Consider the following 25,622-nt stretch of genomic DNA (forward strand, 5'->3'; position numbering starts at 1 on the left):
TGAAAGCTACCTCGCGGGTCTTCATCTTCGCGGAGCCCTTTTGTGGATCCGAAGCCTTCAACCCCTCTAAAGATCCGAAGTCCGTACAGGCCCTAAATCGAGCCGGTGCACGCTCCTATCAAGCCACACCGGGCGGCCGGTGCCCGACGGGCCGCACATCAGGACAAGCCACCAGAACATGTTGGGGCAGCGAAAAAACGAGCGAACCCGCCGGGACACCACCCATGGTATTTACGCGAAGAAAACCGCGGCCTTACGCAAGATCTCCTTCTCCTCACGGAGAATCCTGTTCTCGCGACGCAGCCGAGCCAGCTCATCCTTCTCAGCACTGGTCACGCCGTCGGCGCGACGGCCGTCATCGAGATCGGCCTGGCGCCCCCAGGCACGGATCGACTGCGCATAGGGCTCGAACTCCTTGGCGAGCTCCTCCGGCGACCGTCCCGCGCGCACCAGCTCCACCATCTGCCGGCGAAACTCCGGCGGATAGTTGTTCGGCACAGTGAACTCCTTCTTCCGGGAACCAGGGTTCCTCAGAGATCAGATGTCCACCAAACCGGGTCAACTCCAGAAGAGCTTCCAGGTCAAACGGCAAACCACAAGGTCAACTAGGTGCCCCCGGCATGATTCGAACATGCGACACCCGCTTTAGGAGAGCGGTGCTCTATCCCCTGAGCTACGGAGGCAGGGGCTCCTTGTAAGAGTAGCGAAAGTACGGAGTGCTTGCGCGCTCGGAGGGGGAGTTGGGGGTGGACGCCGGGTTATCGGTTCGCTGACGTGGAGTAAAAGGGCGGCAAGTGGGAGCGAGGGTGACGATGGGCAGGCTTACTGTCACTCTCTGTGATCAATGGGCGACGGAAGCGTGATCGTGGGCGCCGGACGCTTCAGCCGGTGGTGCTCTGTGGCGCGATGCTGGCGCCCGCGCTTCTGGCCGGGGGGTTACTGGCGGTCGAACTGACAGGTTACGAGGCGATTCTGCGGTCGGCCATCGTCGATCCGGACCCCGGCATATCCGGCCGAACGGGCAGCCCTCAGGGCGGGCACGGGGGGCAGGAGAGCGCAGAGAAAGGCCGAGAGGGGGCCTGGAGGATCGATGGGCTGAGCGAGGAAGCCGAAGGGCTCCCGGGGCCCGTATATGACGGAGAGAGGCCGAGCGGCACGACACCTCATGCCGATGCGGGAAGCGGTGGCGCCCTTGGAGCCGGAGACGAGGAGGGGGCGCCGTCCGGGGCGGACGACGGCGCGACGGCACTGGCCGGGGAGCCGCCACTGGACATGGCCGCCACGGAACCAGGTGCGGTGGCGGTGGTGCCGGTCGTGGTCGGTCCGGTGCCGGACGGGTTGTTCAGGGCGAGGCTGGTGCCTCCGCCGCTGCGGCCGGATCAGGTGTACGGCGGCTGGGTGCTCGTCGCGGCAGGGGCGGACGTCGTCGACGTGCCTCACGAGCTCGGTGCCACGGACCCGACGGGCGACGTGGGCGACGCGCCTGGCAGCGGAGGCGAGTCCGGGAGCGGAAGTCCGGCCGATGCGGATGGTGTCGGCGACGCGGGTGAGCCGACCGGCGGAACGGCGGAGACGGGCTCCCTGGACGGCGGAACGGCGGGGATGGCCCACCCGGACGCCTTCGTCCCCGTACGGATCCACCCCGGCCCGTCCGGAGCTCAACGGAGGACGCGGGAAGAGCCCTCGGGCCCGTATGCGATGCCGGTCAGGCCCTGGATGGAGCGCGTGGTGCCGGTGGCGGAGCCTCGGGTGATGCGTACGGTGCCGGTGCCGCCCTGGAGGGAGCGGTCGTCATCGAGGACGGCAGGAAGGTCGCCTTCGGACGGGACGCTGAAGGCGGCCAGGAGGGCGCCGGAGACAGTGGGCAGGGCGTCATAGACGGCCGGGAGGGGGCCGCGGAAGCAGACGCCGGTGACCCGGGCGGTGGGCCGGCAAGAGGGCTCGGCGGGAGGTCGGCAAGAGAGCTCGGCAGGGTGGCGGAAGGCCCGGCTCGGGGACGCCCGTCGGCGGTCCGACCGGGGAAAAGTCTGACTTGTCCGGTCGCAAAAAGGGGTGTTCGGCGCATAACGGCTGTGGAGAGCTGGCCCGTACGGTTGGTCGGCTGTAGTAGCGTGCGTGCCTGGCCCAGGTCACGAATTCGCAAACGGAGGGGTCGAACGTGCCACCTCGTCGATCAGCGAGCCTGATCGCCGTCGTCGCGATGATGACTTCCCTCCTGCCGGGAGTCGCCGCCGCGCAGCGGGCACCGGCGGAGGATCAGGCCGTCGCCCCCGCTGATCCGGTGAACCTCACCGAGCTGCGTCGCGAGGCGGAGAAGGCGGCCAAGGACCTTGAGGCCGCGACCAAGGCGCTGGAGCAGCGCCGCGCCCAGATCCGGGAGTCCGAGCGGAAGCTCTCCGCCACGCTGCGGGAGCTGCAGACGGCCGAGAGGGCCTTCGCCCAGATCCGGCAGCCGCTGTCGAACCTGGTCGGGCTGCTCTACCAGCAGCCCGCGGGCGGGGAGGTGGCCGGGTTCCTGTCCGGGCAGTCCAACGGCGACACCCTGCGCAACATGGCGACCGTCACCCAGCTCGTCGCCGAGCGGGACCTGATCCTGCGGGACAGCGGTCGCCTGCAGAAGGAGCGCGAGCGGCTGGCGGGCGAGGCTCAGGAGCTCCGGGCCAGCAACCTCCTCGCGGAGGCGCAGATGGGCGCCGAGATCGAGACGCTCAGAGCCCGCTCACAGAAGATCGTGCAATCCCTGACCAAGGCGCTGGTGAAGCTGGGCGTCAAGATCAACAAGCAGGGACGGCCCGCCGCGGGGTGCGATCCGACCCGGGCCGCCTCGATGAGCGACTTCCCCAACGGGCTCATCCCGCAGGCGTACCTCTGCCCGCTCCAGCAGCGGGGCAACCAGCTGCGCGGTGACGCCGCGCTGGCGTTCATCAGCCTCAACGAGTCCTACAAGCGGCAGTTCGGCAGGCCGATGTGCGTGACCGACAGCTACCGGAGCCTGGCCGAGCAGCAGTCGGTCTACTACACCCGGCCGGGCCTGGCGGCGGTTCCGGGGCGCAGTAACCACGGGCTGGGGCTGGCCGTCGACCTGTGCGGCGGCGTGGAGCGGTTCCGTTCGCCCCAGTTCAACTGGCTGGAGGCGAACGGCAAGAAGTTCGGCTGGATCCACCCCAAGTGGGCCTATGTCAGCCCGTTCGAGCCGTGGCACTGGGAGTACGACCCCAAGATCGGCTCCCTGTTGTAAGGGCCTGGTCGCGGTCCTCGCGGGCGCGCCGTCTCCATCGCGGTCGAGCGGGCGCCACCACCGCGCGATCCGCCTGAGAAACGGGACCGGCTCCAGGGCGCCCGAGAGGACGCCTGTGAGGATCACCCGGTACGCGGGCCGATGGTCACCGAGAGCCGCCCGCCCGCCTGTGCCGAGGCCAGCCCGGTCGCCTGGTCCGACGTGGTCGCGAGCACGACGAGCGCACCCCCGTTCGAGTCGCCGGCCGGGATGGCCAGGACCGTGACGTCCTCGGCCACGGTCCTCGCGGGGACGGCGTCGTCCCAGGCCGAGGCGGCGGCGAGCACGTCCACCACGTCGCCGGGGGAGAGCAGGCGCGCGGTCTCGGGGTCGGCGACGCGTACCGGGGTGGCGACCGTTCCTGGGCCGTGGGCGGCCAGCAGGCCGGGGCCGAGGAGGCGGACGTCGGTCAGCGGCTCCCCGCGCCTGGCGGGGCCGGCCAGGACCCGTCCGGCGAACGGCGTTCCGGGTCTCAGGGCGCCGTCGGGGACGGTGTCGGGCCGCAGGGCCGCCGGGGTCAGGTCGGACGCCTTCAGCGCGCCGCCGGGGAGGTCCCTGGCGGCGACGAGGACGGTCGTCGACGCCGTGTCGGGGCTCAGGGCCAGCAGGGCACAGCCCATCGCCAGGGCGGCGACGGCGGTGGCGACGAGGCGGTGACGGCGGTCGAGCAGACGGCGCAGGACGCGCATGGCGGACTCCCTGGGAAGAGCCGGGCGGCGCGGTGCCCGTGACGAGCCGTCCCCTCGGGTGAGGGGACGGGGATGACCGACTTTCGAAGGGGACGGCCCCGCTGCGAGGCGGGGCGACCTCCACTGGGAACGGGCCACCACTCCGGGCGGAGGGTGGAAATGATCAACGTCAGATGGTGGCGGCCTCACCACAGGACCGGGACCACCTTCACCGAAAGCCCACGGGAGCCGTGACGGCTTCGGGGACGGTGCTCGCAGCGGACGCGGGAGCGGGACGACCCCGCCAGGGCCGGGAAGCACCTTCGGTGGGAATGGGGGCAGGCCGTCCCTCCGAACGGCGACGACCGGTCCAGCCCGAGGAGCCCCCGGGGCTCAGCCCGGAAGCTCGAACGGCAGCTTCAACCCGTCCAGGGCACTCCCGCAGGGGCAGGAGCGCTCGTCGGGCAGGGCGGCGACGACGTCGACGATCAGGGAGCGCATGCGGGCGACGTTGGTCCCGAAGAAGGCCAGGACCTCCTCGTGGGTGACGCCCTCGCCCGCCTCGACCCCGGCATCGTGGTCGGTGACCAGGGAGACGGAGGTGTAGCACAGGGCCAACTCGCGGGCGAGGACCGCCTCGGGGAAGGCGGTCATGCCGACGATCGACCAGCCGTTGGCGCCGAACCAGCGTGACTCGGCGCGGGTGGAGAAGCGCGGGCCCTCGATGACCACGAGGGTGCCGCCGTCGGACACCTCCCACCCCGAGGCGCCGGCCACGGTGACGGCCGCCGCGCGGCCGACGGGGCAGTACGGGTCGGCGAAGGCCACGTGCACGACGCCGCCCTCGTCGTAGTAGGTCTGCACGCGCCCTGAGGTGCGGTCGACGAGCTGGTCGGGCACGACCAGCGCACCGGGGCCGATCTCGGCCCGCAGGGAGCCGACCGCGCTGGGCGCGAGCACCTGGCGGACCCCCAGGGAGCGCAGGGCCCACAGGTTCGCCCGGTAGGGGATGCGATGCGGCGGGAAGCGGTGGTCGCGGCCGTGCCGGGGGACGAAGGCGACCGAACGCGACCCGATGCGGCCGACGGTGACCACGTCGCTCGGAGGGCCGTACGGTGTGCTGATCTCGATCTCGGTGGCGTCGTCGAGCAACGAGTAGAAGCCCGAGCCGCCGATGACCCCGATGTCCGCGCGAGTGACCATGGCGCCGAGATTAGCGCGGCCGGACGGCCCGCGAGGAGCCCCGGGTCGCGCCTGTGGACGACCGTACCCACCGAGTGATCGCTTGCTCACCCTGAGTAGGATCGGTGGAACCGATCGGAGGCGGAGGCGCGCCATGGCTGTCCAGCGGTCCCGACGGTGGCCCCGGAGGCGAGCCGGGAAACAGGCCCGGAAGCAGACCCGGAAGGGCGCCCGAGAGCGAACCCCGGAGCGGACGGGGAGCGTGGCGTTCGTCATCGGCGCGCTCATGCTCGGCATGCTGCTGGCGTCCCTGGACCAGACGATCGTCTCCACCGCGCTGCCCACGATCGTCGGCGACCTGGGCGGGCTGGCGGAGCTGTCCTGGGTGGTGACCGCCTACATCCTGGCCTCGACGGTCTCGACGCCGCTGTGGGGCAAGCTCGGCGACCAGTACGGCCGCAAGGGGCTCTTCCAGGCGTCGATCGTCCTCTTCCTGATCGGCTCGGTGCTGTGCGGCCAGGCGCGGGGAATGGGCGAGCTGATCGCGTTCCGCGGCCTGCAGGGGCTGGGCGGCGGCGGGCTCATCGTGCTCTCCCAGGCGATCGTCGCCGACGTCGTCCCGGCCCGCGAGCGCGGGAGGTACCAGGGGTTCTTCGGGGCGGTCTTCGCCGTCTCCAGCGTGGCCGGCCCGCTGCTCGGCGGCCTGTTCGTCGACCACCTGTCCTGGCGGTGGGTGTTCTACGTCAACCTCCCCCTGGGCGCCGTGGCCCTGGCGGTCGTGGCCAGGGCGCTGCCGCCGAGCGGGGAGCGGACCCGGCACACCATCGACTACCTGGGGATCGTCCTGCTGGGCGGTGCGGCGGCCTGCCTGATCCTGGTGACCACCTGGGGCGGCACCACCTATCCCTGGGGCCATCCCGCGATCCTCGGCCCGGCCGTGGCCGCCGTGGTGCTGCTGACGCTCTGGTGGCGGGCCGAGCACCGGGCTCCGGAGCCGGTGATGCCGCCGAGACTGTTCCGGATCCGGACCTTCAACGTGGCGTCGCTGATCGGCTTCCTGGTGGGGTTCGCGATGTTCGGCCCGCTCACCTACATGCCGCTCTTCCTTCAGGTCGTGCAGGGGGTGTCGGCCACCACCTCGGGCCTGCACCTGTTGCCGATGATGGCCGGGCTGCTGGTCACCTCGATCACCGGAGGGATGGTCATCAGCCGTACCGGGCGATACCGGGCCTTCCCGATCGCCGGGGGCGCGATCACCGCCGTCGGGCTCTACCTGCTCTCGTACGTGAACCCGGACATCTCCGCCCTGCAGCTGAGCCTTTCGCTGCTCGTGCTGGGGGTCGGCCTCGGGCTGGTGATGCAGGTGCTGGTCCTCGTCGTGCAGAACGCGGTCGGCTTCGAGGACCTGGGGGTGGCCACCTCGGGGGCGACCTTCTTCCGGACGATCGGCGGCTCGTTCGGCGTCGCGGTGGCCGGTGCGATCTTCAGCTCCGGTCTCGGGAACTCGCTGGAACGCCTCTCGCGGACGGCCGGCCTGCCGCCGGGGCTGGCGGAGACCGTCCAGGCCGATCCGACGGCCGTACGGCGGCTGCCTCCCGAGACCGCCGCGGCGTTCCTGGACGCCTACTCCGGCGCGATCGCCCAGGTCTTCCTGTACAGCGTGCCCACGGCGCTGGTGGCGTTCGCGGTGGCCTGGCTGCTGCCCGAGACGCCGCTGCGGGAGACGACGAAGGTGACCGATCCCGGCGACTGCTACGGGGCGGTACCGGTCGAGCGGTCCTCGCTGGGAGAGGTCGAGCGGGGGCTGTGGCGGCTGGCGGACGCGGACATGCGCGCCGACTACTACCGCCGCCTGGGCGAGGCGGCCGGGATGGACCTGCCCCCGGGGTCGGTCTGGCTGGTCACCCGGCTGGCCTCGTGCGGACCCCAGGCCGGGGCGGACCTGGCCACGCGGGCGGGGGTCACGGTCGAGGAGGGCCGGCCGTACGCGGACGCGCTCGTCGCGCGCGGCCTGGTCCGCAGGTCCGGTGACGGGAAGGTCCTGGAGCTCACCGACGAGGGCGAGCGGACGGCGGGCCGCCTGGTGCAGGAGGCCCGCGACGGGCTCGCCCGGCTGGTCGACGACTGGAACCCGGCCGAGCACCCGCGCCTGCGCGAGCTGCTGGACAGGCTTCCCCGCGAGCTGCTCGGCTCGGTCGCGGACCGGCCGCCGGGCCGTTGAACCGAGAGACCGGTCACCGTGTCCACCGTGCCGTGAGGCCGTCGTGCCGTACGGCAGGCCGCCGGAACGTACCTACCGGATCCGGTGACGGCCGGTCGGGCGGGACGCGCGTGGCTCAGGAGGCGGCGGCGGCCGGGGTGCTCGTGACCTTCGACGGCTTGGCGTCCGAGGAACCCGAGGAGCCCTTGGAGTCGGTGGAGCTCGAGGAACCCGACGAGTCCGACGACTTGGAGGAGTCCGAGGAGCCGGACGAGCCGTTCGCGGAGGTCACCGTGCTGGACGAGGACGACCTGCTGTCGGTCCGGTAGAAGCCCGAGCCCTTGAAGACGATGCCGACCGCGGAGAACACCTTGCGCAGGTTGCCCGCGCAGCTCGGGCACTCGGTGAGCGCGTCGTCGGAGAACTTCTGGACGATCTCGAACTGGTGGTCACAGGCGTTGCAAGCGTACTGGTAGGTGGGCACGCGCTCCTCCTCGTAGTGGTCCGCGCCGATTGGCACTCTGGTGGCGCGACTGCTAATGGTACGCAGCCGACAAGCATAAACGCGAGTCGGAGTTCTCGCATTCCATGGGGAGATTCCCGTCAGGTGCCCCGGCGGCCGCGGGGGAAGATCTCCGGCATGTCCCGCATCCGCCCGTACGGCGGGGTTTCGGTCAGGTGCCCTGCTCGCCGTACCAGCCCGCGAGCTTGCCCTTGCGACTGATCGCCCGCATCCGGCGCTCGACCGTGGTGCGGCAGGCGGCCGTGGTCACCACCAGGAGCTGGTCGTCCACCCGGATCCTGGTGGAGTCGGCCGGGACGAACGTCCGGCCGTCCCTGACGATCAGGGTGACCTGCGCGTCCGACGGCAGCCGCAGCTCGAAGATCTCCACCCCGTGCAACTTGGACGTCGGCGGCACCCGTACCTGGAGCAGGTCGGCGTTGAGCTCCTCCAGCGGGGCCGACTCGACCTCCAGGTCGCGGGCCTCGGACGGGGTGGTCAGGCCCAGCAGCTTCGCCACGAACGGCAGCGTCGGCCCCTGCAGCAGGGTGTACACGACGACGATCACGAAGACCTCGTTGAACACGAACCTGGCCGTGCCGTCGTCCATCGAGGTGGCCGCCCACGGGATGGTCGCGAGCACGATGGGGACCGCGCCGCGCAGCCCGGCCCAGGACAGGAACGCCTGCTCGCGCCAGTTCAGCCGGTCCACGCGCAGCAGCCGGACCAGCAGCGCCGAGACGATGATCGACGCCGGCCGGGCCACCGCGACCAGGATGAACCCGGCCACCAGGCCGGGCACGATCGCGGACGGCATCTCCGACGGGCTGGCGAGCATCCCCAGCATCACGAACAGGCCGATCTGGGCCAGCCAGGCCACGCCCTCGGCGAACCCCCGCGAGGCGGCGCGGTGCGGCATCCGGGAGTTGCCCATGACCAGCGCGGCGAGGTACACCGCGAGGAAACCGCTGCCGTGCAGCAGCATCGCCCCGGCGTAGGCGACGAACGCGAGCGCGAGCACCGCGATCGGGTACAGGCCCGAGACCGGCAGCGCGATGCGGCGCAGCGCGTACGTGCCGAGCGGGGCGACCGCCAGGCCGACGGCCGCGCCCACCACCAGCTCGAAGACCACCTCGAACAGGGCGACCCCGAGGCTGGGCGAGGTGGCGGCGCTCAGCAGCATCACCGCGATGACCGCGGGGGCGTCGTTGAACCCGGACTCGGCCTCCAGGATGCCCGCCAGGCGCGAGGGCAGCGGCAGGCGCCGCAGGACCGAGAACACCGCGGCGGCGTCGGTGGAGGCGAGGATCGCGCCCAGCAGCAGCGCGGTCCGCCAGTCCATGCCGAGGATCAGGTGCACCGGGGCCGCGACGGCCACGATGCTCACCCCCACGCCCACGGTGGCGAGCACCAGCGCGGTGGGGATGGCGCTCCTGACGTGGTTCCAGCTCGTGGTCAGGCCACCCTCGGCCAGGATGATCGCCAGCGCGATCAGGCCTATCTGCTGGGCGAGCTGCGGATCGTCGAACTGCAGCCCGAACCCGGACTCGCCGATGAGCAGGCCGAAGCCGAGGAAGATCAGGAGGCTGGGCAGTCCGCTGCGGTGGGCGACGCGCACGGCGACGATGGCCGCGATGACGATCCCGGCACCGAGAAGCAGCCAGACGTCCAGTCCCATCTGGCCCCCTCTCCGACTCCGGGGACCATTGTGTCGCATTCCGAGGTGCCGTCATGCACCGTGGACACGCCCTTCCCGTCGCGATCCGGACGCCCCGCGCCCCGTCCCGTACGGCCACGACGGTGTCTCACCTGCGCGTTCTCTCCCGATCGCTCCGGTCGCCCCGGTCGCCCCGCCGGTCCGTCGGTGCCGGGACGGATCTCACCCGTCCGCGGCGATCCTGACGATCCCGTCCGGTGTCGCGGCGTAGCGGACCGCCCGGTCGTGCGGCTCGGCGGGCACGCCGTCGAGCAGCTCGCCCTCGTGCAGCAGCGCCACCGTCGGCACGTTCGGGCCGACCCTGGCCAGCGCCCGGTCGTAGGAGCCGCCGCCCCGGCCGAGCCGCACCCCGGTGGAGGCGTCCACCGCCAGCGCGGGCACGATCACCAGCGCCGCCGTCCTGATCGCGTCGACGCCGCGCCGGGTGTCGACCGGTTCCATGAGCCCGAACCGCCCGGGGGCGAGGGTGTCCGGGCCGTCGTACACGGCCCAGTCGAGATCGTCGTCCTCGCGCAGCACGGGCAGGATCACGGTCGCGCCGTGCTTCCACAGGGCGAAGACCAGCCCGTGGGTGGCCGGCTCGGTGCCGATCGACCAGTAGCACGCGACCAGCCCGGCCATCTGCACCCAGGGCCGGTCCAGCAGGGATTCCCTGATCTGGACGGAAGCCGCGTGCCGCCGCTCGCCGGGGATCGAGGCCCGCGCCGCCTCGATCGAGGAACGCAGCTTCCGCTTGTCCACGGATCCCTCCACTAAGGTTTCGGTATGGCCGACTTCGAAGCTGTGACGAAAGCCGTAGTTCCCGCTGCGGGCCTGGGCACCCGTTTTCTCCCGGCGACCAAGGCGACGCCCAAGGAGATGCTGCCCATCGTCGACAAGCCCGCGATCCAGTATGTCGTCGAGGAGGCGGTCTCCGCCGGTCTGCTCGACCTCCTCATGGTCACGGGCAAGACCAAGCGCTCCATCGAGGACCACTTCGACCGGGCGATCGAGCTGGAGGAGGCCCTGGAGGCCAAGGGCGACGACGAGCGCCTCTCCCAGGTCCGCGAGCCCGCCGACCTGGCCACCCTGCACTACGTCAGGCAGGGCCAGCCACGCGGCCTGGGACACGCGGTCCTGTGCGCCAAGCAGCACGTGGGCAACCACCCCTTCGCCTGCCTGCTCGGCGACGACCTCATCGACCACCGCGACGAGCTCCTCAAGCGCATGATCGAGGTACGCGGCACGCACGGCGGCAGCGTGATCGCGCTGATGGAGGTCCCCGCCGAGCAGGTCTCCCTGTACGGGTGCGCCGCCATCGAGCCCACCGGCGAGGACGACGTGGTCAGGGTGACCGACCTGGTGGAGAAGCCGCCCGCCGACGAGGCCCCGTCCAACTGGGCGATCATCGGCCGGTACGTGATCGACCCGGCCGTGTTCGAGGTGCTGGAGAACACCCCGCCGGGACGCGGCGACGAGATCCAGCTCACCGACGCCCTGCGCACCCTGGCCTCGCGCGGCAGCGACCAGGGCGGGCCGGTGCACGGTGTGCTGTTCCGCGGCCGCCGCTACGACACCGGCAACAAGATCGACTACCTGCGCACGGTGGTGCAGTTCGCCGCCGACCGGCCCGACCTGGCACCGGAGTTCCTGCCCTGGCTCAAGGAGTTCCTGGCCTCGCGATGAGCCCCATGAGATCGGTCGACGACCATCTTTCCGACATCCTGAACACCGTGCGGGTGCTCGCCCCGCTGGAGGTGGAGCTGGAGCGGGCGCTGGGCACCACGCTGGCCGAGGAGGTCACCTCCCCGGTCCCGCTGCCGCCCTTCGACAACTCCGCCATGGACGGCTACGCCGTACGGGCCGAGGACGTCGCGGACGCCCCGGTGACGCTCCCGGTGATCGACGACATCGCCGCCGGCGACGGCCGCCTGCAGGCCATCGGCCCCGGCATGGTGACGCGGATCATGACGGGTGCCCCGATGCCCGCAGGGGCCGACGCGGTGGTCCCGGTCGAGTGGACCGACGGCGGCACGGTCCGGGTGGCGATCGACCGCCCGGCGCGGCCGGGGAACGCCGTCCGCCGGTCCGGGGAGGACGTGCGCGCCGGTGACGTCGTGCTGCCCGCGGGCACCTCGATCGGGCCGGCCCAGCTCGGCGTGCTGGCCGGGGTCGGCCGCCGCCGGGTGCTGGTACGGCCCCGGCCGAGGGTCGTCGTGATCTCCACCGGGGCCGAGCTGGTCGAGCCGGGGCTGCCCCTGGGATTCGGCCAGATCTGGGAGTCCAACAGCTACACCCTGATCGCCGCCGTCCGCGAGGCGGGCGGGGACGGGTACCGGGCCGGGATCGTCACCGACGACGCCTCCCGTTTCCTCGACCAGCTCGACGCCCAGCTGCTGCGCGCCGACCTCGTGATCACCAGCGGCGGTGTCTCGATGGGCGCGTACGAGCCCGTCAAGGAGGCGCTGGGCCCGCTCGGCACGGTCCGCTTCGACCGGGTGGCCATGCAGCCGGGCATGCCCCAGGGGTTCGGCGTGGTCGGCGAGGACGACGTCCCGATCTTCGCACTGCCCGGCAACCCGGTGTCGTCGTTCGTGTCGTTCATGCTGTTCGTCCGGCCCGCGCTGCGGAAGATGCGCGGCCTGCCCGCCGAGCCCACGCCGACCGTGCGGATGGTCACCACGGCCGCGCTGCGCTCGCCCGACGGCAAGCGCTCCTACCTGCGGGGCGTGCTCGGCCCGGACGGCACGGTCGCGCCGGTGCTCAGGCAGGGCTCCCACCAGCTCGCCGCCCTGGCCTCGGCCGACGCGCTGATCGTGGTCCCCGAGTCCGTCACCGAGCTCGGCGAGGGCGCGGACGTGGAGGTCATCCCCCTGTGAGGTCTCCTCGCGCCGACGGGAACGGGGACGACCCTGTGAGGCGTCCTCGTGCGGGGACGGAGACGACGACGTGAAGATCATTTCCCTGTGAACGGAACCGGAGAGGACACCGACATGGCCGGATTCACCCACCTCGACGAGACCGGCGCCGCCCGGATGGTGGACGTCTCCGCCAAGGACGTCTCCGTCCGCACGGCGACCGCCACCGGCAGGGTGCTGCTCGACGCCAGGGCCGTGGCCCTGCTGCGGTCGGGGGAGGTCCCCAAGGGGGACGCGATCGGGACCGCGCGGATCGCCGGCATCATGGGCGCCAAACGCACCCCCGACCTGATCCCGCTCTGCCACCCCATCGCGCTGCACGGGGTCGAGGTCGAACTGGCCGTGGTCGACGAGGGCGTGGAGATCACCGCCCGGGTCAGGACGGCCGACCGCACCGGGGTCGAGATGGAGGCGCTCACCGCGGTCTCGGTCGCGGCTCTGGCGCTGATCGACATGGTCAAGGCGGTGGACCCGGCGGCCGTGATCACCGACGTCCGCGTCGAGGAGAAGACCGGCGGCAAGACCGGGACCTGGACCCGCCCCTGAGGTCTTCGTGCCGCGCGGGCCGGGATCCTGCCCCCGAGGTCTTCGCGCGGACCCGGACCAGGACCCGCTCCCTGGCCCTTCGTGAAGCGCGGGCCGGGACGCGGACCGGCCCCCGAGCCCTTCGTGGCGCGCGGGCACGGGACGACGCCCCCCGGCGGACCCCGACGACCCACGACGACCCACGACGACCGGCGGGCCCGCGCGTACCGGGGCCGGAGCGGCTGGGATGATGGCCGTCCGACCGCTCCCCGCCCGGGACCCGGGAGCCGGGGATCTCCAGCACGGAGGTGTTCGATGAGAGCTCTGGTGATCACCGCGTCCAACCGGGCCGCCGCCGGGACGTACGAGGACACCTCGGGCAGGCTGCTGGCCGAGCTGCTCACCGCGGCCGGATGCGACGTGGACGGACCCCGCGTCGTCCCCGACGGCGAGCCGGTCGAGGCGGCGCTGCGGACCGGGGTGGCCGAGGAGTACGACGTGATCGTCACCACCGGCGGTACCGGGCTGACCCCGGCCGACCTCACCCCCGAGATGACCCGGCGGGTGATCGACAAGGAGATCCCGGGCATCGCCGAGGCCGTCCGGCAGGTCAACCGGGACAGGGTGCCGACCTCGATCCTGTCCCGCGGGCTCGCCGGTCAGGCCGGGAACACGCTGATCGTCAACCTGCCGGGATCCTCCGGAGGCGTACGCGACGGCATGGCCGTGCTCGGGGCCGTCCTGGAGCACGCCGTGGACCAGATTCGCGGGGGAGACCATTCCCGCTGATCCGGGCGCCCCGCTTCCATGGCACGGCGGGTCATCTTGGGGGGATGATGGAGGGCGTGGATCGACTTCGTGGCTGGCCGGTGACCCTGACCGAGGGTCCGGTGGCACTTCGGCCGCTGCGGCTGCGGGACGTACGCGTCTGGCGGGAGTCGCGGCTTCGCAACGCGGACTGGCTGCGCCCCTGGGAGCCGACCAATCCCGAGACGCCCCTGTTCAAGACCGGCCTGGGCCCGTACGTCTCGATGGCCGGAACGCTCCGCAGGGAGGCCAGGCAGGGGCTCGCCCTGCCCTGGGTCGTCACCTACGAGGGGGCCTTCGCCGGGCAGCTCACCGTGGGCGCCATCGTCTGGGGGTCGGCCAGGTCCGCGCAGATCGGCTACTGGATCGACGGCGCGCTGGCCGGGCGCGGCATCACCCCCACCGCCGTCGCCCTGGCGGTCGACCACTGCTTCTTCACCACCGGCCTGCACCGCGTCGAGGCCAACATCCGGCCGGAGAACCAGGCCAGCCGCAGGGTGGTCGAGAAACTGGGCTTCCGGGAGGAGGGCGTCAGGCGCAGGCACCTGCACATCGACGGCGCCTGGCGCGACCACATCTGCTACGCGCTCACCGTCGAGGACGCGCCCAGAGGGCTGCTGGCGCGCTGGCGAAGGGCCCGGGAGGCGGCCGCGCACGGGGGCGGCCCACATGAAGAGGTTTGAAGAACTCGCGACACACCGCATCGAATGCTCGTCAAATAGTGACACGCGGTCTTACGGTGCGTGACATGAGCAGATCGAGGACGCCGTCGGAGCACGCGCGTCTTCACGCTGCTCGGAGGCGGCCATGAGCGTCTTCCTGTACCTGGCCATCGTCGTCATGTGGTTGTGCGTCCTCGTGCCCATGTGGCTGCGCCGCGACCGTAACACCTACGCCGACCAGGACAAGGACGCCAGCCCGTACGCGTACGAGGAGCAGGGGGCCGAGGAGGACTCCGCCGACACACTGGCCGAGCCGCTGCCCGTGTCCTCGTCCTCGTCGTCCTCGTCCGAGCCGTCCGGTGACGAGGCGCCCGATGGCGAGGCGCCCGATGGCGAGGCGCCCGGTGGCGAGGTCTCCGAGCACGGCGCCGGGGAGACCTCCCCGGACACCGGGGCCGCCGGGGTCGACGGGGTCGTCGGCTCCGAGGTGCCGTCCGGGACGTCCGGGACCATGTCCGGGGGCGCGCCCGCCGGTCCAGGGCCTGTCCGGCCGTCCATGACCAGGGCGGAGGCAGAGCGCCGCCGCGCCGAGGGCCGCCGCCGGGCCAAGCACGTGGCCAAGCGCAGGCGCCTGACGCTCTGGTGCGTGCTGCTCCTGATCGCCTCCGTGGTGACGGCCGCCCTCAAGGTCATCCCCTGGTGGGGTGTGGCGCCCTCGGTGGTGCTGCTGGGCGCCTATCTCGGTGTCCTGCGAGCCACGGTCCAGATCGACGCCGAGCGGCGCAGAGCCGCCGCCCAGGCCCGCGCGGAACGTGCCAGACGCGCCCGTCGCCGCGCCGCCCTGCTGGAGACCCAGCGGCCGGTGGCCGAGATCATCGACCTGGACGCACACCGCGACGAGATCTTCGACCAGTACGCCGAGTCGGGACGGCGCGCGGTCGGAGACTGACCGGCGCCCGGATGGCGCGAGCGCCCCCGGAAGTTTGCTAACCTAGTCCACGTCTTGGGGATGTAGCGCAGTCCGGTAGCGCACTTCGTTCGCATCGAAGGGGTCAGGGGTTCGAATCCCCTCATCTCCACAAGACGAAAGGCCCGATTCCAGATCATGGAACCGGGCCTTTTTGCTGCTCAGGGCTTGGTTTTCTACTCGGTGTCCTTCTCCGCTTCCCCAGTCGTCGGCTCCTCGGTAGCCGCTTCTGGGAGAGGTTTGGGAGACGGAGTCAGCGAAAAGTCAGCGAACACCGCGCGGGCCCTGTTGTTGCGGTCGCGTGAGGCGTGCGTGTAGCGGTTGAGCGTGGTCGAGATCTGCTCGTGCCCGATGAGCCCCGCCACGTCGTTGACGGGGACGCCCTCGGAGACGAGCCAGGTGGCGTAGCAGTGCCGCAGGTCGTGGAAGCGCAGCCCCTCGCCCGCGTGCTGGGCGAGATGGGAGACGGCCTCCTCGTGGGTCGCGAACCGCTTGCGCCGTTCGGTGCCGGCTTTGTCGGTCCAGGTGCCGAGGAAGCCGTCCCCGAGGTCGGAGACCGACCCGAGTAGGCCGGCCCGGACGAGGGAGGGCCGCCAGACGCGGGCGCGGAAGGTGTGCCGACTCATCAGGTTGCCACTACGGACCGTGAAGACCTCGCCGAGCTGCCCCGCGTGGAAGGCGGTCCGGTGACGGGTGAGGAGGTCTACCGCGAACCCGGGAAGCGGGACCTCCCGGCGCCCGGCCCTGGACTTCGGATAGGGCTTGATCGTGATGTGCCCGTTGATCTCTACGGCGACCCGGAGTACCCGCAACGTTCCGGCATCGAGGTCGACAGCGTCCCACCGCAGACCGGCGCACTCACCCCACCGCAGTCCGGCACCGGCCGCCAGGGCGACCACCGCGCGGTACCGGTCGGGGACGTGCCGGAGAAGCGTGGTGAACTCCTCGCGGGTGATGATCCGGTCATCGTCGTCCTGGCGCCGGCGCCGGGGCAGCCGTACCCCCTCGCAGGGGTTGGCACCGATGAGCCGGTCCCGCACGGCCGAGCGCAGCACGCCGGAGAGCAGGCGGTTGCACTCGATCACGCTGGCCGGGGAGAGCCGCTTGCCCAGGTCGGTGATCCATGCCTGTACGGCCGAGTGATCGATCTTGCCGAGCGGGATGTCCCGCCAGCGTGCCAGGACGTGGTTCCGCATGATCGACTCATCACGGGCGGCCGTGGCCAGCTCGTGGTTCCGGGACTTCAGCCAGTTCTCCGCGTAGGGGCCGAGCTTGGTCTTGCCCGCGTGCGGATCGACGTAGCTTCCCCTGTTGAGCGAGCTGTTGATCTCGGCGAGGAAGGCCGCCGCCTCCCGCTTGGTGGCGAAGGTCTTCGAGCGTTGCCGGTCGGCCTGGTCCCGCCAGTTCGCCCGGTAGGTGCCCGCCTTGGTCTTGATGATGTGGCCCATGTCAGCGCTCCCCGTCTTCCGCCAGTCCGTCGAGCCAGGTGTGGAAGCGTCGTTTGGGGATCACCCACCGGTTGCCGAGCTTGATGGCCGGGATCGTGCCGTCCCGCACCGAGGCGTAGGCGCTGCCACGTGAGAGCGACAGGAGACGGGCGACCTCGGTGACGGTGTAGACGGCCCGGCCGGAGAACGGGTCGGCCGCCGAGACCTCCGGGGCCGGGTCGGACGGCCCGCCCTGACGGGGAACGAGCTGGATCACGCTGTGGCGCATCGGCTTCCTCCTTCCTGACGGGGGACGAACTGACCGGCGAGAGCGGATTCCCCGGCGGTGTAGCCCTGTCCGGCGTATCGCCAGTTGGCGAGGACGAGCGTGGCGGCGGGGTCGTAGGGCAGCCGCTCCAGGTCGCGGGCCTGGCGGTACTCCAGGCGGACGCGGCGCAGGGCGGTCATGGTAGTGGAGTAGGCCCGGCTCTTGGTCGAGAAGTGGCCGCGAAAGCCGAGCATGTGCGCCCACTGCCGCAGCCGGAGCGGCGCGAGGTCGGGATGTGCCCTGGGGTCGCCGAGGCGCCATGCGGTACGGATCAGCCGGGCGGCATGCTCGGTGACGCCCTGCTGTTCGAGCCGGGCGAGGTCGGAGCGTTTCACCCGCCGGTCGAGGGTGCCGGAGGTCTCGGCGGCCTTCGTGGCGTACTTGGCGACGTAGCCGGCCACCGCTGCCTCGGGGAGCGCGGACCCGTCCGGGCCGGTGGACTCGATGTGCCGCACGTCGACCGCACCCCAGCGCAGTTCTCGTGAATCTTCGCCATCCGGGCCGGGGCCGTCGAGACGTACGGCCTTCGCCGCGGACTCGATGGTCTCCGAGAGCAGTTCGACGGTGGCCCAGGCCGGAGGCGCGTCGATCTCGCCGTCCGGGGAGCGGCCGTCGAGGCGGATCACGGCGTGGAAGTGGATGATCCCGCGTGCCTGGTACTCGGCCACCTTGGCGAAAGACAGCCGGGCCTGTCGGCTGAACTCGGCACGGGTCAGTCCGGCCGCCGTGCTCAGGTGCCGCCGGAGGTAGACCCCGAAGCGTTGCCACAGCACGCCCGCGTGAGCGTTCCACAGGACGTGGCCGGTGTAGTCGTAGGTACCGGGGTCGAGAGGCTGGCCGATGCGCCGGTCACCGGAGACATGCCGTTCGAAGCAGGCCGGGCCGTTGCGGCGGGGGTGGCAAAGGTCGGCCTGGCCGTGCTTGTCGGGGCCACGGTGGACCGGCCCGAAGCCAGGAGCCGTGAGGGTGGCCAGGACACGCGGGTGCGTGCTGACGGTGGCCGGCACTCCCTTGTCCCCGCCGAGCAGGCCCGCGCGGATCAGGTGGAAGGTGTCGGCCCGGTAGGTCTCGGCGCAGGCGGGGCAGCGGGAGGCCCGCCGGTTGCCGCAGCGGACGAGCAACTGCCCGTGAGGCTCGCCCCGGGTCGAGTAGCGGTGCAGGATCTCCCCGGTGGTCGAGTCGAGGGTGGACACCTCGCCGGTCAGGCGGATCGGGGCGGAGCAGCCGCGCAGCCGGTCGACCTGGTGAAGCCAGCGGTTCAGGTCCCGGCCGGAGTGCTGGGCCAGGTCCCGGATGACCGGGCCGATGAGGTCGCCGATGGGGGTGGGGTGTTCGGTCATTCGTCCTCCTTTCCGGTGCCCACGAAGCCGGGGCCGTTGTCGGTGGTCGTTCGGTCGCTGTGGCGATGGGTGAGATGAACGCGGACGGAGTCGCGGCTGTCGCGATCCGCTTCGGGCCGGTGGCGCATACTGGTGGTTCCTTTGCGAGTGAGCGGAGGGAACGCCCCACGGAGCGGCGGGCTGCCAGGCTTGAGCCGCCCCGTGGTGGCGTTGTCGGTCAGGTGTCGATGCCGGTGCCGTCGCAGCCGGAGCAGGTGACCGCGACCTGGTAGGGACTGGTGTCGCCGTCGTCGTTGACCAGGCCGGTGCCGTTGCAGGTGCCGCATGCGTAGGCGTGGATCACGGCGGGTTTTCTCCTTCCTCGGATTCCTTGGTGCGGGTGCAGAGGCAGGGCGTGCCGTCGGCAGGGTCGAGGCGGTCGCAGCCGGTCGAGTCGCCGTCGATCTCGCAGCCATAGCGGGCGCAGCATCGGCAGAAGGGGCAGACCAGCCGGGTCATGGTGCGTCCCGTTCGAAGACGGCCCAGGCGGACCGGTCACCGCCGGCATGCCGCACGGCGGCCAGGACGTACGCGAGGTTGACGGTGTCCAGGCGGGTGATGGCCGGGCCGAGGTCGACCGGGTGGCCCGCGCCGATGCTGAGCGCGATGCGCAGGACGGCCGCCTCGGAGTTGGAGCAGGGAAGCAGGTTGTTGCACAGCGCGGCGTGGAGGGTGTCCCAGGAGATGACCGCGAGCGGGATCCGGCTGTAGCCGTCCGGGGCGTACTCCACCGCCATGCGCAGGAAGTCGCTCCGGTGCAGCCAGGTGCCGTGGTGGACCAGCAGTTCCACGGCGGCCTCCATGGCGTAGGAGCCGCGTGCCCAGGCGCGAGCCGCCTCCACCAGGTGGGGAAGATCGGGTGAGGTCATGACGGGTCGAGTCCTTTCTGTCAGGTGGGATCGGTCGCGATCTGCCGCAGCAGGTCGGCGGCGAGGTCGCCGGAGATGCCCATACGGGTTCGGAGCAGGTCCGCCGTGACGGGCCGGCCGTGCTTGGCGCTGTGCTCGTCGGCCAGCCGCCGGGCGAAGGTGAGCAGCGCTGGGGACGACGGGCCGGGCTGGTTACCCGGAGAGCTCTCGGTGACGTCAGGAGCGGGGAGGGGAGCCGGGTCGATCTTGGGGACGGGCGCCGGGGCCGGGTCGACGACGGTCGGGGACGGGGGTCGGTGGGAGGCGCGGCGTTCCAGCATGGAGACCGCCACGAGGAAGGCCACCGCGGGTGTCGCGGCGCAGATCCATCCCCAGACCGAGGTCTCGGCGCTGGCCAGGTTGGCGGCCAGGGTGAGGACGATCCCGCCGGCCAGGACGAGAGCGGGCCAGGAGATCGGTCCTCGTCGAGGGCGCCCGGTGCGCTTGTCGCGTTGGAGCTCGCGGGCGGCCATGACGCACATCAGGTCGATGCACACCGCGACGGCCCAGGACTGCCAGCCGTGCTGGCCGTGTTCGGCCGCCAGTTCGGAGATGTGGGTGAAGGAACCCACCGCCGCTATGACGGCCAGGACCACGACCGGCGCGGAATCCAGCAGCGTGGAGCGGACGCGACCGGGCTTGTGGCTGGTCATCGCGAGTCACCTCCTTCCGGTTTCGGGCATGGGACGGGTAGGGACATGGCGTGATCGGGGCTCACACCGGGCCGGGGGATGAGGTCAGGCGACGTGCAGGTCCCGCACGGTGTCGCCGACGTGAGGGGCTATCACCGCGGCCCACGACGGGGTCAGGTGGGCGTGCCGCTGGGCGGCGTACTCGGCGGTGGCCTCGGAGACGTAGAAGGAACGGGCCCGGTACCACTGGCCGTCCTGGCCGGCCACGATCGCGACGCCGGGCGTCTCGGCGGGGATCGCGCGGGCGGAGACCAGGGCGGCCGGGTCGAGGTCGCCGAGGGTCATGGTCGCGGTCTCGGGATCGTTGACGCGGTGGCAGACGCGGCCGGAGCACTGGGCACGCAGAGCGGTGACGCCGGGGCCGAGGTCGGAGCCGATGCGCTGGCCGCAGCAGAACAGGTAGATGCCGAAGGCCCGCCCGAGCTGGGCGACCCGCAACAGTGCCGTGGACGTACGGGCGATCTCGTCTTTCTCGCTCTTGTCGGCCATCAGGTACAGCTCGGCCAGCTCGTCGACCAGGACCACGACGGGCACCGGCCTGTCGTGGTCGTCCAACTGCCAGATGTTGCGCGCCCCGGCATCCCGGCACGCCTCCATCCGATCGGCCATCAGCGCCACCAGGTCGTCGAGCAGATCGGCGCATTCGGTGCGCGAAGTGGCCAGCGCCGACAGCCGGGGCGCGTACGGGGTGAACTCCACACCGCCCTTGAGGTCGAAGCCCACCAGGGCGACCGGTTGCGGAGCCAGGCCGACGATCAGCGCGTTGGCGAGGTTGGACTTGCCCGACTGCGTGGCCCCGGCGTTCAGCCAGTGCGGGACGGTACGGAAGTCGATCTCCCAGGGGTGACCGGTCTCCAGCCGTCCCACCGTGACCCTGAGCAGGTCGGGTGACGGAGGCAGGTCGTCGATGCGCACGAGGGGATCCCGGACGGTCACGGCGAGCACTACCCGTCCCGGTCGGGGCGAGGAGACGCGAACCGCGTGAACGCCCCAGGAGTGTGCCAGCCGTTCCGCCGCCGCGCTGTAGTCGGCGGGTACCTGACCCTCCAGGGTGTGAACGGTGACCCGCCAGCCGTGCCTGGTCGGCAGCGGGAGCCACATCCACGGCTTGGTGTCCACCGTCACCCGCTGGAACCTGCGCCTTACCCGTACGGTGCCGGTCGAGGAGATCAGGCCGGGCACGGTGGTGAACCAGAACCGCTGCCGCTTCTTGGTGAGCCCGCAACCGAGGGCGACCTTGCGCCAGGTGGCGCGGACGGTGATCGCGGCGAGCGGGTAGCCGACCACGAACCAGAACGAGGGCCGGTGCCACCTGCGCCAGCACAGGAGCAGGATGGCGACCACGGCAGCGGCCACGGTGAGCCAGAGCAGACGTTCGAACATAATGAGAACCGTCCTTTCGTGTAGGCGAGAGGAGGCCCCGGAGCGGGCGGTGCTGCCAGGCGAGCCCGCTCCAGGGGCACCACGTCAGGCCGGTCAGGCGGCCCGGACGGCGGCCGGCCGGATCGTCTCGGCGCGGAAGCCGAGACCGGAGCGGCCGTTCATCGACCAGAAGAACGCGGCCAGGCCGACCGGGACGACCTGCACGCCCTCGGGGATCTGCGGAAACGTCTCGCTGGGGAACGTCACCACGATCACCGGGTTGCGCCGGTCGTCGTTCGGCTTGGGCAGGAGCGGGATGGTGTAGAGCTCCCGCCCTTCCGCGTCTCTCTTGACCTCGCCCGTGGCGCGGTCCACGATCTTGGGCTCGGGTTCGCCCGCGACAATGAACGCCAGGGCCGAGAGGTCGACGGGGATGTTGCGCATGTGGATCACTCCTCGAGTTGACTAACCTGCCTAGCCAGGTTGGCTATGGCTCAATGTTGACCAGCATGGCTAGCCATGTCAACCCTTCGAGAAGAACTGGCCTAGGCGACCTAGGAGAACTAGACTGATTTGCGTGATGAGTCTTGACCCTGACGACCCGCGCCCGCCTTACCAGCAGGTGGCGAACGCCCTGCGTGCGGCGATCCTGACGAAGAAGTTCGAGCCGGGGGAGAAGCTGCCCTCCGGGACCGAACTCGCCAAGCAGTACGGCGTGGCGCGCATGACCGTCCAGCAGGCCATCCGCCTGCTACGGGACGAGGGTCTGATCGTGTCGCGCCAGGGGAGCGGCGTGTTCGTCCGGGAGCGCACCGAGCGGCCGGTAGAGCTCAGGCCGCACATCGAGCACGCCTTCGAGACGACCAACGTTGCCATCGACTTCGCCGGCTTCTCCGGCGAGACGCTTCAGGGCATGCTCCAGGAGCCGTTGGACAAGATCCGTCTCGGACGGCTCACGCCCGAGTCCATCAGCATCCGCATCCTGGTCCCGGACATGGACCAGCCGATGTCCCTGCCGTGCCGGGCCGACGACCTCAGCGACGACCCGGTGATCCGGGCACGCGCCCACCGCATCCAGCAGCGCAGCACCCAGGCCATCGCGGACGCCGTCCACGAGCTGGCGGACCTCGGACTGGTGAAGTCGACGTCCGTCGAGGTGCGCGTTCACCAGACGACCCCGGCGTTCAAGTTCTACGTGATCAACCGGGAGCAGGTGTTCTTCGGCTTCTACCCGGTGGTCAAGCACACGGTGCGGATCAAGGGCGAGCCACACGAGCTGTACGACGTCATGGGCAAGGACGCGGTGCTGTTCCATTACCAGGTGACCGAGGACGCCTCGTCGATGCAGTCGCAGTACGTCGCCCAGGTCCGCACCTGGTTCGAGAGCATGTGGACCACGATCAGCCGGGAAATCGAGCTGTGACCGAGACGCTGACGGAGATCTTCCGACGGTCCCGCGCCGTTCTTCTCGACTTCGACGGCCCGGTGTGCAGCATCTTCGCTGGCCTACCGGCACCCCTGGTCGCGGCCCGACTCAAGCGGTTGCTCCAGGACGAGGGAGCAGAGCTTCCCCAGGACGTCGCGGAGCTGGACGATCCGCTCAAGGTGTTGCGCCGTACGGCGTTCTTCGCACCGAGCCTGGTCGACAAGGTGGAGGCCGCGTTCATCGGCTACGAGGTCGATGCCGCAGGGTGCGCCGAGATCACACCGGGCGTGCGGGAACTCCTTGATGCCTGTGCTGAGGCGGACCGGCCCGTAGTGATCGTGAGCAACAACTCCGAGCGCGCGATCGGGACTTTCCTTGATCTGGCCAAGCTGAAGGAGCAGGTTGCCGGGGTCGTCGGCCGGCCGATCGGCAACCCGGCCGAGATGAAGCCGCATCCCCGATCGGTGCTTCGAGCCTGTGAGATGGCGAATGTGCCGCCGGGGGAGACCGTCTTGATCGGAGACTCTGATTTCGACATGCAGGCCGCGGCCAACGCCGGAGCACTGAGCATCGCCTACGCGAACGAACCTGGAAAGGAAGCGAAGCTCACCTACGCCGGAGCAGGTGCAGTGACCAGCAGCATGCAGGAACTCGCCGAAGCGGTCAGAGCGGGCCGATAGCCAAGCCCGGCCACGAAGCCCGGACGGGTGTAAAGCTTCAGTTGATGGTTGACGGATCAGTGTCGGCTGATGCTTTCCACCTGGCCTAGATCCTGTAGTCGATGTGGCCGCTTGCTCGCAGCCGGTTGACCTCCTTGATGACGGTTCGCGGATGCTCCGACAGCTCCTCGCCTTCGAACAGCACCCGAAATCGGGTCTGTTCAAGGACGACGGTGACGACCTTGCCGCGGTGGACCTGACCCACCTGGACCTTGCAACCGGCGACCATGAGGGTGCCGTTGCCCGACACCACCCGCTCCACCGTCGGGAACAGGCCAACGGCGGCGGCGTTGGGGCTGTGGGCCAAGCGGGCGCCGTGCAACCGGCCTCGCTGCGAGGGCGTCAACGGGCTCGGCCTGGTGCGCACCAGCACCCCTCCGGCGATCACCCGGACCGTTTGCGCGTCGATCCGCAGCGTGACCCGCTGACCGGCCAGCGGGACCCCGACGCTGAGCAGCTTGCCCGCCAGGCCCACACACCCGGCGTTGTTGACCATCCGGTCGACCTCCACCACCGCATCAGCCGCCAACGGCCCCGCCGGCAGCGCGGTCGCCGGCGACGGACGGCCCGGCCTGCCCCCACCGGCCATCAACCGGCCCAGGTCGGCACCGGTCAACGTCACCGGATGCGTCTTGAGCAGTTCCTCGCCGATGAAGACGTGCATGGTCGTGGCGCTGGCCCAGACAATGACGGTCTGCCCGGCTCGCGCCGGCCCCAGCCAGACCTGACGCCCGCACGCGGTCAGGTTCCCACTCGGCGGCACCACACGGTCGACCTCCACGGCCACCGGCACCGCCTCGGCGACGACGACACTCGACGTCTCAGACGTCGACGCAGCTCGGCTCGGCAGCGCGGTCAGCTCCGCCGGAAGCCGCAACGGCAACTCTTGTGCACCCTCAGCCAGGACCTGTGCAGCGCGGGCAAACCGGCTGGCCGGAGTCGCCATGTCCAGCGCTTGATGCGGCCGGATGGTGTTGTAATCGGCCACCCACGCATCCAAGGCGTCCTGAGCGGCTTGGGTGCTGGCGAACGGCTTATGGGCGGCCAGGAACTCCTCGCGCACCGTCTTGTGCCAGCGCTCGATCTTCCCCGTCGTGGTCGGTGAGCGCACCTGCGTGTTGCGCGCGGTGATGCCGTTCTCCCGGCAGATCCGCTCGAACAACACCTCGGTGGCCCGCGGCTTGGTGAACCGGCCGGTGAACTGCTTACCGTTATCGGTCAGCACCTCCTGCGGCACTCCGAAGGCGCCCATCGCGTTCGCGAACGCCTGGCACACAGCGCGCCCCGACGCTCGCACCACCAGCTGCGCGATCACGATGAACCGGGAGTGATCGTCGATCCCGGTGATCAGCTTGCACTCCCGGCCATCGGCCAGCATCACCCCACCCATCACGTCCAGCTGCCACAACTCCATCGGCGCTTCACGCTCCCAGCGCACATACGACGACCTGGGACGGCGCCGCTGCCCCGGAACGATCAGCGTGTTGCGCACCAGGATTCGATAGACCGTGGCCAGCGACGGCACCGGCGTCACATCCCGACGCGCCAGCTCATAGGCCAACCGCTGCGGGCCCCACCGCGGATGGGAGCGGCGCAACTCACACACCAGCGCCTCCACCGAGGCAGCCGTCTGATGCGGGCACTCTTGGGGCCGATGCGAGCGATCAGCCAGCCCCGCCAGGCCGCCGGCTCGATAGCGGCGCACCCAGGCGTGCACCGATTGCCGCGAGACCCCATAGCGCTGCGCGACCTCGGTCACCGGACAGCCCGCCTCTACTTCCAACACAGCGCGATACCGCTGCTCCATGACGCTCAACTCCACCAGCGCCAACCCGGGCCTCCCCACGCGATCGTCACCGATCACCAGGAAGGCAGGTCAGCCGAAGGGGTGTAAAGCATCAACCGAAGCCGCACTGTCAAGCATCAGCCGAAGTAGGACACGAAGCCCGGACGGGCGTGGTTCAAACTTTCCCTACG

Annotated in this window: 26 protein-coding genes and 2 tRNA genes; 11 read left to right on the forward strand and 17 right to left on the reverse strand. The window is 70.8% G+C overall.

The window, feature by feature from the left end:
* Nucleotides 1-231: 231 nt before the first annotated feature.
* Nucleotides 232-498: a transposase gene (locus tag ACZ6RT_RS36215; RefSeq protein ID WP_470158529.1), complete on the reverse strand. Its 267-nt coding sequence runs from the start codon at nt 496-498 to the stop codon at nt 232-234.
* A 112-nt stretch (nt 499-610) separates the two neighbouring features.
* Nucleotides 611-683: transfer RNA gene (locus ACZ6RT_RS36220), tRNA-Arg, on the reverse strand.
* Between the two features lie 1,517 nt (nt 684-2,200).
* Here ACZ6RT_RS36220 and ACZ6RT_RS36225 point away from each other — a divergent pair.
* Nucleotides 2,201-3,238, forward strand: coding sequence for a D-alanyl-D-alanine carboxypeptidase family protein (locus ACZ6RT_RS36225; RefSeq protein ID WP_399193729.1), 1,038 nt, complete (start codon nt 2,201-2,203; stop codon nt 3,236-3,238).
* A 122-nt stretch (nt 3,239-3,360) separates the two neighbouring features.
* Here ACZ6RT_RS36225 and ACZ6RT_RS36230 read toward each other — a convergent pair whose 3' ends face one another.
* Nucleotides 3,361-3,966: an RcpC/CpaB family pilus assembly protein gene (locus tag ACZ6RT_RS36230; protein ID WP_470158531.1), complete on the reverse strand. Its 606-nt coding sequence runs from the start codon at nt 3,964-3,966 to the stop codon at nt 3,361-3,363.
* 372 nt (nt 3,967-4,338) lie between these two features.
* Nucleotides 4,339-5,148 carry an S-methyl-5'-thioadenosine phosphorylase gene (locus ACZ6RT_RS36235; RefSeq protein WP_399193725.1) on the reverse strand — a complete coding sequence of 270 codons (810 nt, stop codon included), beginning with the start codon at nt 5,146-5,148 and terminating at the stop codon, nt 4,339-4,341.
* A gap of 241 nt (nt 5,149-5,389) precedes the next feature.
* Here ACZ6RT_RS36235 and ACZ6RT_RS36240 point away from each other — a divergent pair, with 241 nt between their 5' ends.
* The gene (locus tag ACZ6RT_RS36240) at nt 5,390-7,348 is read left to right on the forward strand and encodes an MFS transporter (protein WP_470158533.1); all 1,959 of its coding nucleotides are present in this window, start codon (nt 5,390-5,392) and stop codon (nt 7,346-7,348) included.
* Between the two features lie 115 nt (nt 7,349-7,463).
* Here ACZ6RT_RS36240 and ACZ6RT_RS36245 read toward each other — a convergent pair whose 3' ends face one another.
* The 3 genes from ACZ6RT_RS36245 to ACZ6RT_RS36255 all read right to left on the reverse strand — a co-directional run bounded on the left by ACZ6RT_RS36245 (nt 7,464) and on the right by ACZ6RT_RS36255 (nt 10,287).
* The gene (locus ACZ6RT_RS36245; RefSeq protein ID WP_470158563.1) at nt 7,464-7,811 is read right to left on the reverse strand and encodes an FmdB family zinc ribbon protein; all 348 of its coding nucleotides are present in this window, start codon (nt 7,809-7,811) and stop codon (nt 7,464-7,466) included.
* Nucleotides 7,812-8,001: 190 nt separating this feature from the next.
* A complete protein-coding gene (locus tag ACZ6RT_RS36250) occupies nt 8,002-9,507 on the reverse strand; it encodes a potassium/proton antiporter (protein WP_470158535.1) in 1,506 nt (501 codons plus the stop codon).
* Between the two features lie 201 nt (nt 9,508-9,708).
* A complete protein-coding gene (locus ACZ6RT_RS36255) occupies nt 9,709-10,287 on the reverse strand; it encodes a 5-formyltetrahydrofolate cyclo-ligase (RefSeq protein ID WP_470158537.1) in 579 nt (192 codons plus the stop codon).
* Between the two features lie 24 nt (nt 10,288-10,311).
* Here ACZ6RT_RS36255 and galU point away from each other — a divergent pair, with 24 nt between their 5' ends.
* From galU to ACZ6RT_RS36290, 7 genes are all read left to right on the forward strand, one after another.
* Nucleotides 10,312-11,211: a UTP--glucose-1-phosphate uridylyltransferase GalU gene (galU, locus tag ACZ6RT_RS36260; protein WP_344899327.1), complete on the forward strand. Its 900-nt coding sequence runs from the start codon at nt 10,312-10,314 to the stop codon at nt 11,209-11,211.
* 5 nt (nt 11,212-11,216) lie between these two features.
* Nucleotides 11,217-12,404: a molybdotransferase-like divisome protein Glp gene (glp, locus tag ACZ6RT_RS36265; RefSeq protein ID WP_470158564.1), complete on the forward strand. Its 1,188-nt coding sequence runs from the start codon at nt 11,217-11,219 to the stop codon at nt 12,402-12,404.
* Nucleotides 12,405-12,518: 114 nt separating this feature from the next.
* Complete coding sequence (gene moaC, locus ACZ6RT_RS36270) at nt 12,519-12,989, forward strand: cyclic pyranopterin monophosphate synthase MoaC (RefSeq protein WP_470158566.1); 471 nt, start codon at nt 12,519-12,521, stop codon at nt 12,987-12,989.
* A gap of 294 nt (nt 12,990-13,283) precedes the next feature.
* A complete protein-coding gene (locus ACZ6RT_RS36275; protein ID WP_470158540.1) occupies nt 13,284-13,757 on the forward strand; it encodes a MogA/MoaB family molybdenum cofactor biosynthesis protein in 474 nt (157 codons plus the stop codon).
* A 47-nt stretch (nt 13,758-13,804) separates the two neighbouring features.
* Nucleotides 13,805-14,458, forward strand: a complete 654-nt coding sequence (locus ACZ6RT_RS36280) for a GNAT family N-acetyltransferase (protein WP_399194032.1) — start codon at nt 13,805-13,807, stop codon at nt 14,456-14,458.
* 124 nt (nt 14,459-14,582) lie between these two features.
* Nucleotides 14,583-15,386, forward strand: a complete 804-nt coding sequence (sepX, locus tag ACZ6RT_RS36285) for a divisome protein SepX/GlpR (RefSeq protein ID WP_470158541.1) — start codon at nt 14,583-14,585, stop codon at nt 15,384-15,386.
* 56 nt (nt 15,387-15,442) lie between these two features.
* A tRNA-Ala gene (locus tag ACZ6RT_RS36290) sits at nt 15,443-15,516 on the forward strand.
* Between the two features lie 64 nt (nt 15,517-15,580).
* Here the strand turns inward: ACZ6RT_RS36290 and ACZ6RT_RS36295 are convergent.
* The 9 genes from ACZ6RT_RS36295 to ACZ6RT_RS36335 all read right to left on the reverse strand — a co-directional run bounded on the left by ACZ6RT_RS36295 (nt 15,581) and on the right by ACZ6RT_RS36335 (nt 21,944).
* Nucleotides 15,581-16,852, reverse strand: a complete 1,272-nt coding sequence (locus ACZ6RT_RS36295) for a tyrosine-type recombinase/integrase (protein ID WP_470158542.1) — start codon at nt 16,850-16,852, stop codon at nt 15,581-15,583.
* 1 nt (nt 16,853) lies between these two features.
* Complete coding sequence (locus ACZ6RT_RS36300; protein WP_470158544.1) at nt 16,854-17,120, reverse strand: helix-turn-helix domain-containing protein; 267 nt, start codon at nt 17,118-17,120, stop codon at nt 16,854-16,856.
* Nucleotides 17,105-18,499 (reverse strand): replication initiator, encoded by a 1,395-nt coding sequence (locus ACZ6RT_RS36305; protein WP_470158546.1) that lies wholly within the window; start codon nt 18,497-18,499, stop codon nt 17,105-17,107. Before ACZ6RT_RS36305 ends, ACZ6RT_RS36300 begins: the two co-directional genes overlap by 16 nt.
* 217 nt (nt 18,500-18,716) lie before the next feature.
* On the reverse strand, nt 18,717-18,842 hold the full coding sequence (locus tag ACZ6RT_RS36310) for a hypothetical protein (RefSeq protein WP_470158547.1): 126 nt from the start codon (nt 18,840-18,842) through the stop codon (nt 18,717-18,719).
* Nucleotides 18,839-18,997, reverse strand: a complete 159-nt coding sequence (locus ACZ6RT_RS36315; protein WP_470158548.1) for a hypothetical protein — start codon at nt 18,995-18,997, stop codon at nt 18,839-18,841. Before ACZ6RT_RS36315 ends, ACZ6RT_RS36310 begins: the two co-directional genes overlap by 4 nt.
* Nucleotides 18,994-19,407, reverse strand: coding sequence for a hypothetical protein (locus ACZ6RT_RS36320; RefSeq protein ID WP_470158550.1), 414 nt, complete (start codon nt 19,405-19,407; stop codon nt 18,994-18,996). Before ACZ6RT_RS36320 ends, ACZ6RT_RS36315 begins: the two co-directional genes overlap by 4 nt.
* 20 nt (nt 19,408-19,427) lie before the next feature.
* Nucleotides 19,428-20,099: a DUF2637 domain-containing protein gene (locus ACZ6RT_RS36325; protein ID WP_470158551.1), complete on the reverse strand. Its 672-nt coding sequence runs from the start codon at nt 20,097-20,099 to the stop codon at nt 19,428-19,430.
* A gap of 84 nt (nt 20,100-20,183) precedes the next feature.
* Nucleotides 20,184-21,521 (reverse strand): FtsK/SpoIIIE domain-containing protein, encoded by a 1,338-nt coding sequence (locus ACZ6RT_RS36330; protein WP_470158553.1) that lies wholly within the window; start codon nt 21,519-21,521, stop codon nt 20,184-20,186.
* A 93-nt stretch (nt 21,522-21,614) separates the two neighbouring features.
* The gene (locus tag ACZ6RT_RS36335; protein WP_344899307.1) at nt 21,615-21,944 is read right to left on the reverse strand and encodes an SCO3933 family regulatory protein; all 330 of its coding nucleotides are present in this window, start codon (nt 21,942-21,944) and stop codon (nt 21,615-21,617) included.
* A 136-nt stretch (nt 21,945-22,080) separates the two neighbouring features.
* On the opposite strand from ACZ6RT_RS36335, the gene ACZ6RT_RS36340 reads away from it, so the two are divergent.
* Both ACZ6RT_RS36340 and ACZ6RT_RS36345 read left to right on the forward strand, forming a co-directional pair.
* Entirely contained in the window at nt 22,081-22,923 is an 843-nt protein-coding gene (locus tag ACZ6RT_RS36340; protein WP_470158554.1) for a GntR family transcriptional regulator, read from the forward strand.
* Nucleotides 22,920-23,606: an HAD family hydrolase gene (locus ACZ6RT_RS36345; protein ID WP_470158555.1), complete on the forward strand. Its 687-nt coding sequence runs from the start codon at nt 22,920-22,922 to the stop codon at nt 23,604-23,606. The genes ACZ6RT_RS36340 and ACZ6RT_RS36345 overlap by 4 nt, the downstream gene beginning before the upstream one ends.
* Nucleotides 23,607-23,691: 85 nt before the next feature.
* Here ACZ6RT_RS36345 and ACZ6RT_RS36350 read toward each other — a convergent pair whose 3' ends face one another.
* On the reverse strand, nt 23,692-25,461 hold the full coding sequence (locus ACZ6RT_RS36350; RefSeq protein WP_470158568.1) for an IS481 family transposase: 1,770 nt from the start codon (nt 25,459-25,461) through the stop codon (nt 23,692-23,694).
* Between the last annotated feature and the right edge of the window lie 161 nt (nt 25,462-25,622).

Source organism: Streptosporangium sp. NPDC050148 (assembly GCF_055586505.1).

What these genes read in the sequence shown, in the direction of transcription:
- ACZ6RT_RS36280 (WP_399194032.1), top strand. Translation starts at nt 13,805, where the DNA reads ATGGAGGGCGTGGATCGACTTCGTGGCTGGCCGGTGACCCTGACCGAG.
- ACZ6RT_RS36250 (WP_470158535.1), bottom strand. Translation starts at nt 9,507, where the DNA reads ATGGGACTGGACGTCTGGCTGCTTCTCGGTGCCGGGATCGTCATCGCG.
- ACZ6RT_RS36325 (WP_470158551.1), bottom strand. Translation starts at nt 20,099, where the DNA reads ATGACCAGCCACAAGCCCGGTCGCGTCCGCTCCACGCTGCTGGATTCC.
- glp (WP_470158564.1), top strand. Translation starts at nt 11,217, where the DNA reads ATGAGATCGGTCGACGACCATCTTTCCGACATCCTGAACACCGTGCGG.
- galU (WP_344899327.1), top strand. Translation starts at nt 10,312, where the DNA reads ATGGCCGACTTCGAAGCTGTGACGAAAGCCGTAGTTCCCGCTGCGGGC.
- moaC (WP_470158566.1), top strand. Translation starts at nt 12,519, where the DNA reads ATGGCCGGATTCACCCACCTCGACGAGACCGGCGCCGCCCGGATGGTG.
- ACZ6RT_RS36300 (WP_470158544.1), bottom strand. Translation starts at nt 17,120, where the DNA reads ATGCGCCACAGCGTGATCCAGCTCGTTCCCCGTCAGGGCGGGCCGTCC.
- ACZ6RT_RS36335 (WP_344899307.1), bottom strand. Translation starts at nt 21,944, where the DNA reads ATGCGCAACATCCCCGTCGACCTCTCGGCCCTGGCGTTCATTGTCGCG.
- ACZ6RT_RS36275 (WP_470158540.1), top strand. Translation starts at nt 13,284, where the DNA reads ATGAGAGCTCTGGTGATCACCGCGTCCAACCGGGCCGCCGCCGGGACG.
- ACZ6RT_RS36225 (WP_399193729.1), top strand. Translation starts at nt 2,201, where the DNA reads ATGATGACTTCCCTCCTGCCGGGAGTCGCCGCCGCGCAGCGGGCACCG.
- sepX (WP_470158541.1), top strand. Translation starts at nt 14,583, where the DNA reads ATGAGCGTCTTCCTGTACCTGGCCATCGTCGTCATGTGGTTGTGCGTC.
- ACZ6RT_RS36340 (WP_470158554.1), top strand. Translation starts at nt 22,081, where the DNA reads ATGAGTCTTGACCCTGACGACCCGCGCCCGCCTTACCAGCAGGTGGCG.
- ACZ6RT_RS36230 (WP_470158531.1), bottom strand. Translation starts at nt 3,966, where the DNA reads ATGCGCGTCCTGCGCCGTCTGCTCGACCGCCGTCACCGCCTCGTCGCC.
- ACZ6RT_RS36320 (WP_470158550.1), bottom strand. Translation starts at nt 19,407, where the DNA reads ATGACCTCACCCGATCTTCCCCACCTGGTGGAGGCGGCTCGCGCCTGG.
- ACZ6RT_RS36295 (WP_470158542.1), bottom strand. Translation starts at nt 16,852, where the DNA reads ATGGGCCACATCATCAAGACCAAGGCGGGCACCTACCGGGCGAACTGG.
- ACZ6RT_RS36305 (WP_470158546.1), bottom strand. Translation starts at nt 18,499, where the DNA reads ATGACCGAACACCCCACCCCCATCGGCGACCTCATCGGCCCGGTCATC.
- ACZ6RT_RS36330 (WP_470158553.1), bottom strand. Translation starts at nt 21,521, where the DNA reads ATGTTCGAACGTCTGCTCTGGCTCACCGTGGCCGCTGCCGTGGTCGCC.
- ACZ6RT_RS36235 (WP_399193725.1), bottom strand. Translation starts at nt 5,148, where the DNA reads ATGGTCACTCGCGCGGACATCGGGGTCATCGGCGGCTCGGGCTTCTAC.
- ACZ6RT_RS36315 (WP_470158548.1), bottom strand. Translation starts at nt 18,997, where the DNA reads ATGACCCGGCTGGTCTGCCCCTTCTGCCGATGCTGCGCCCGCTATGGC.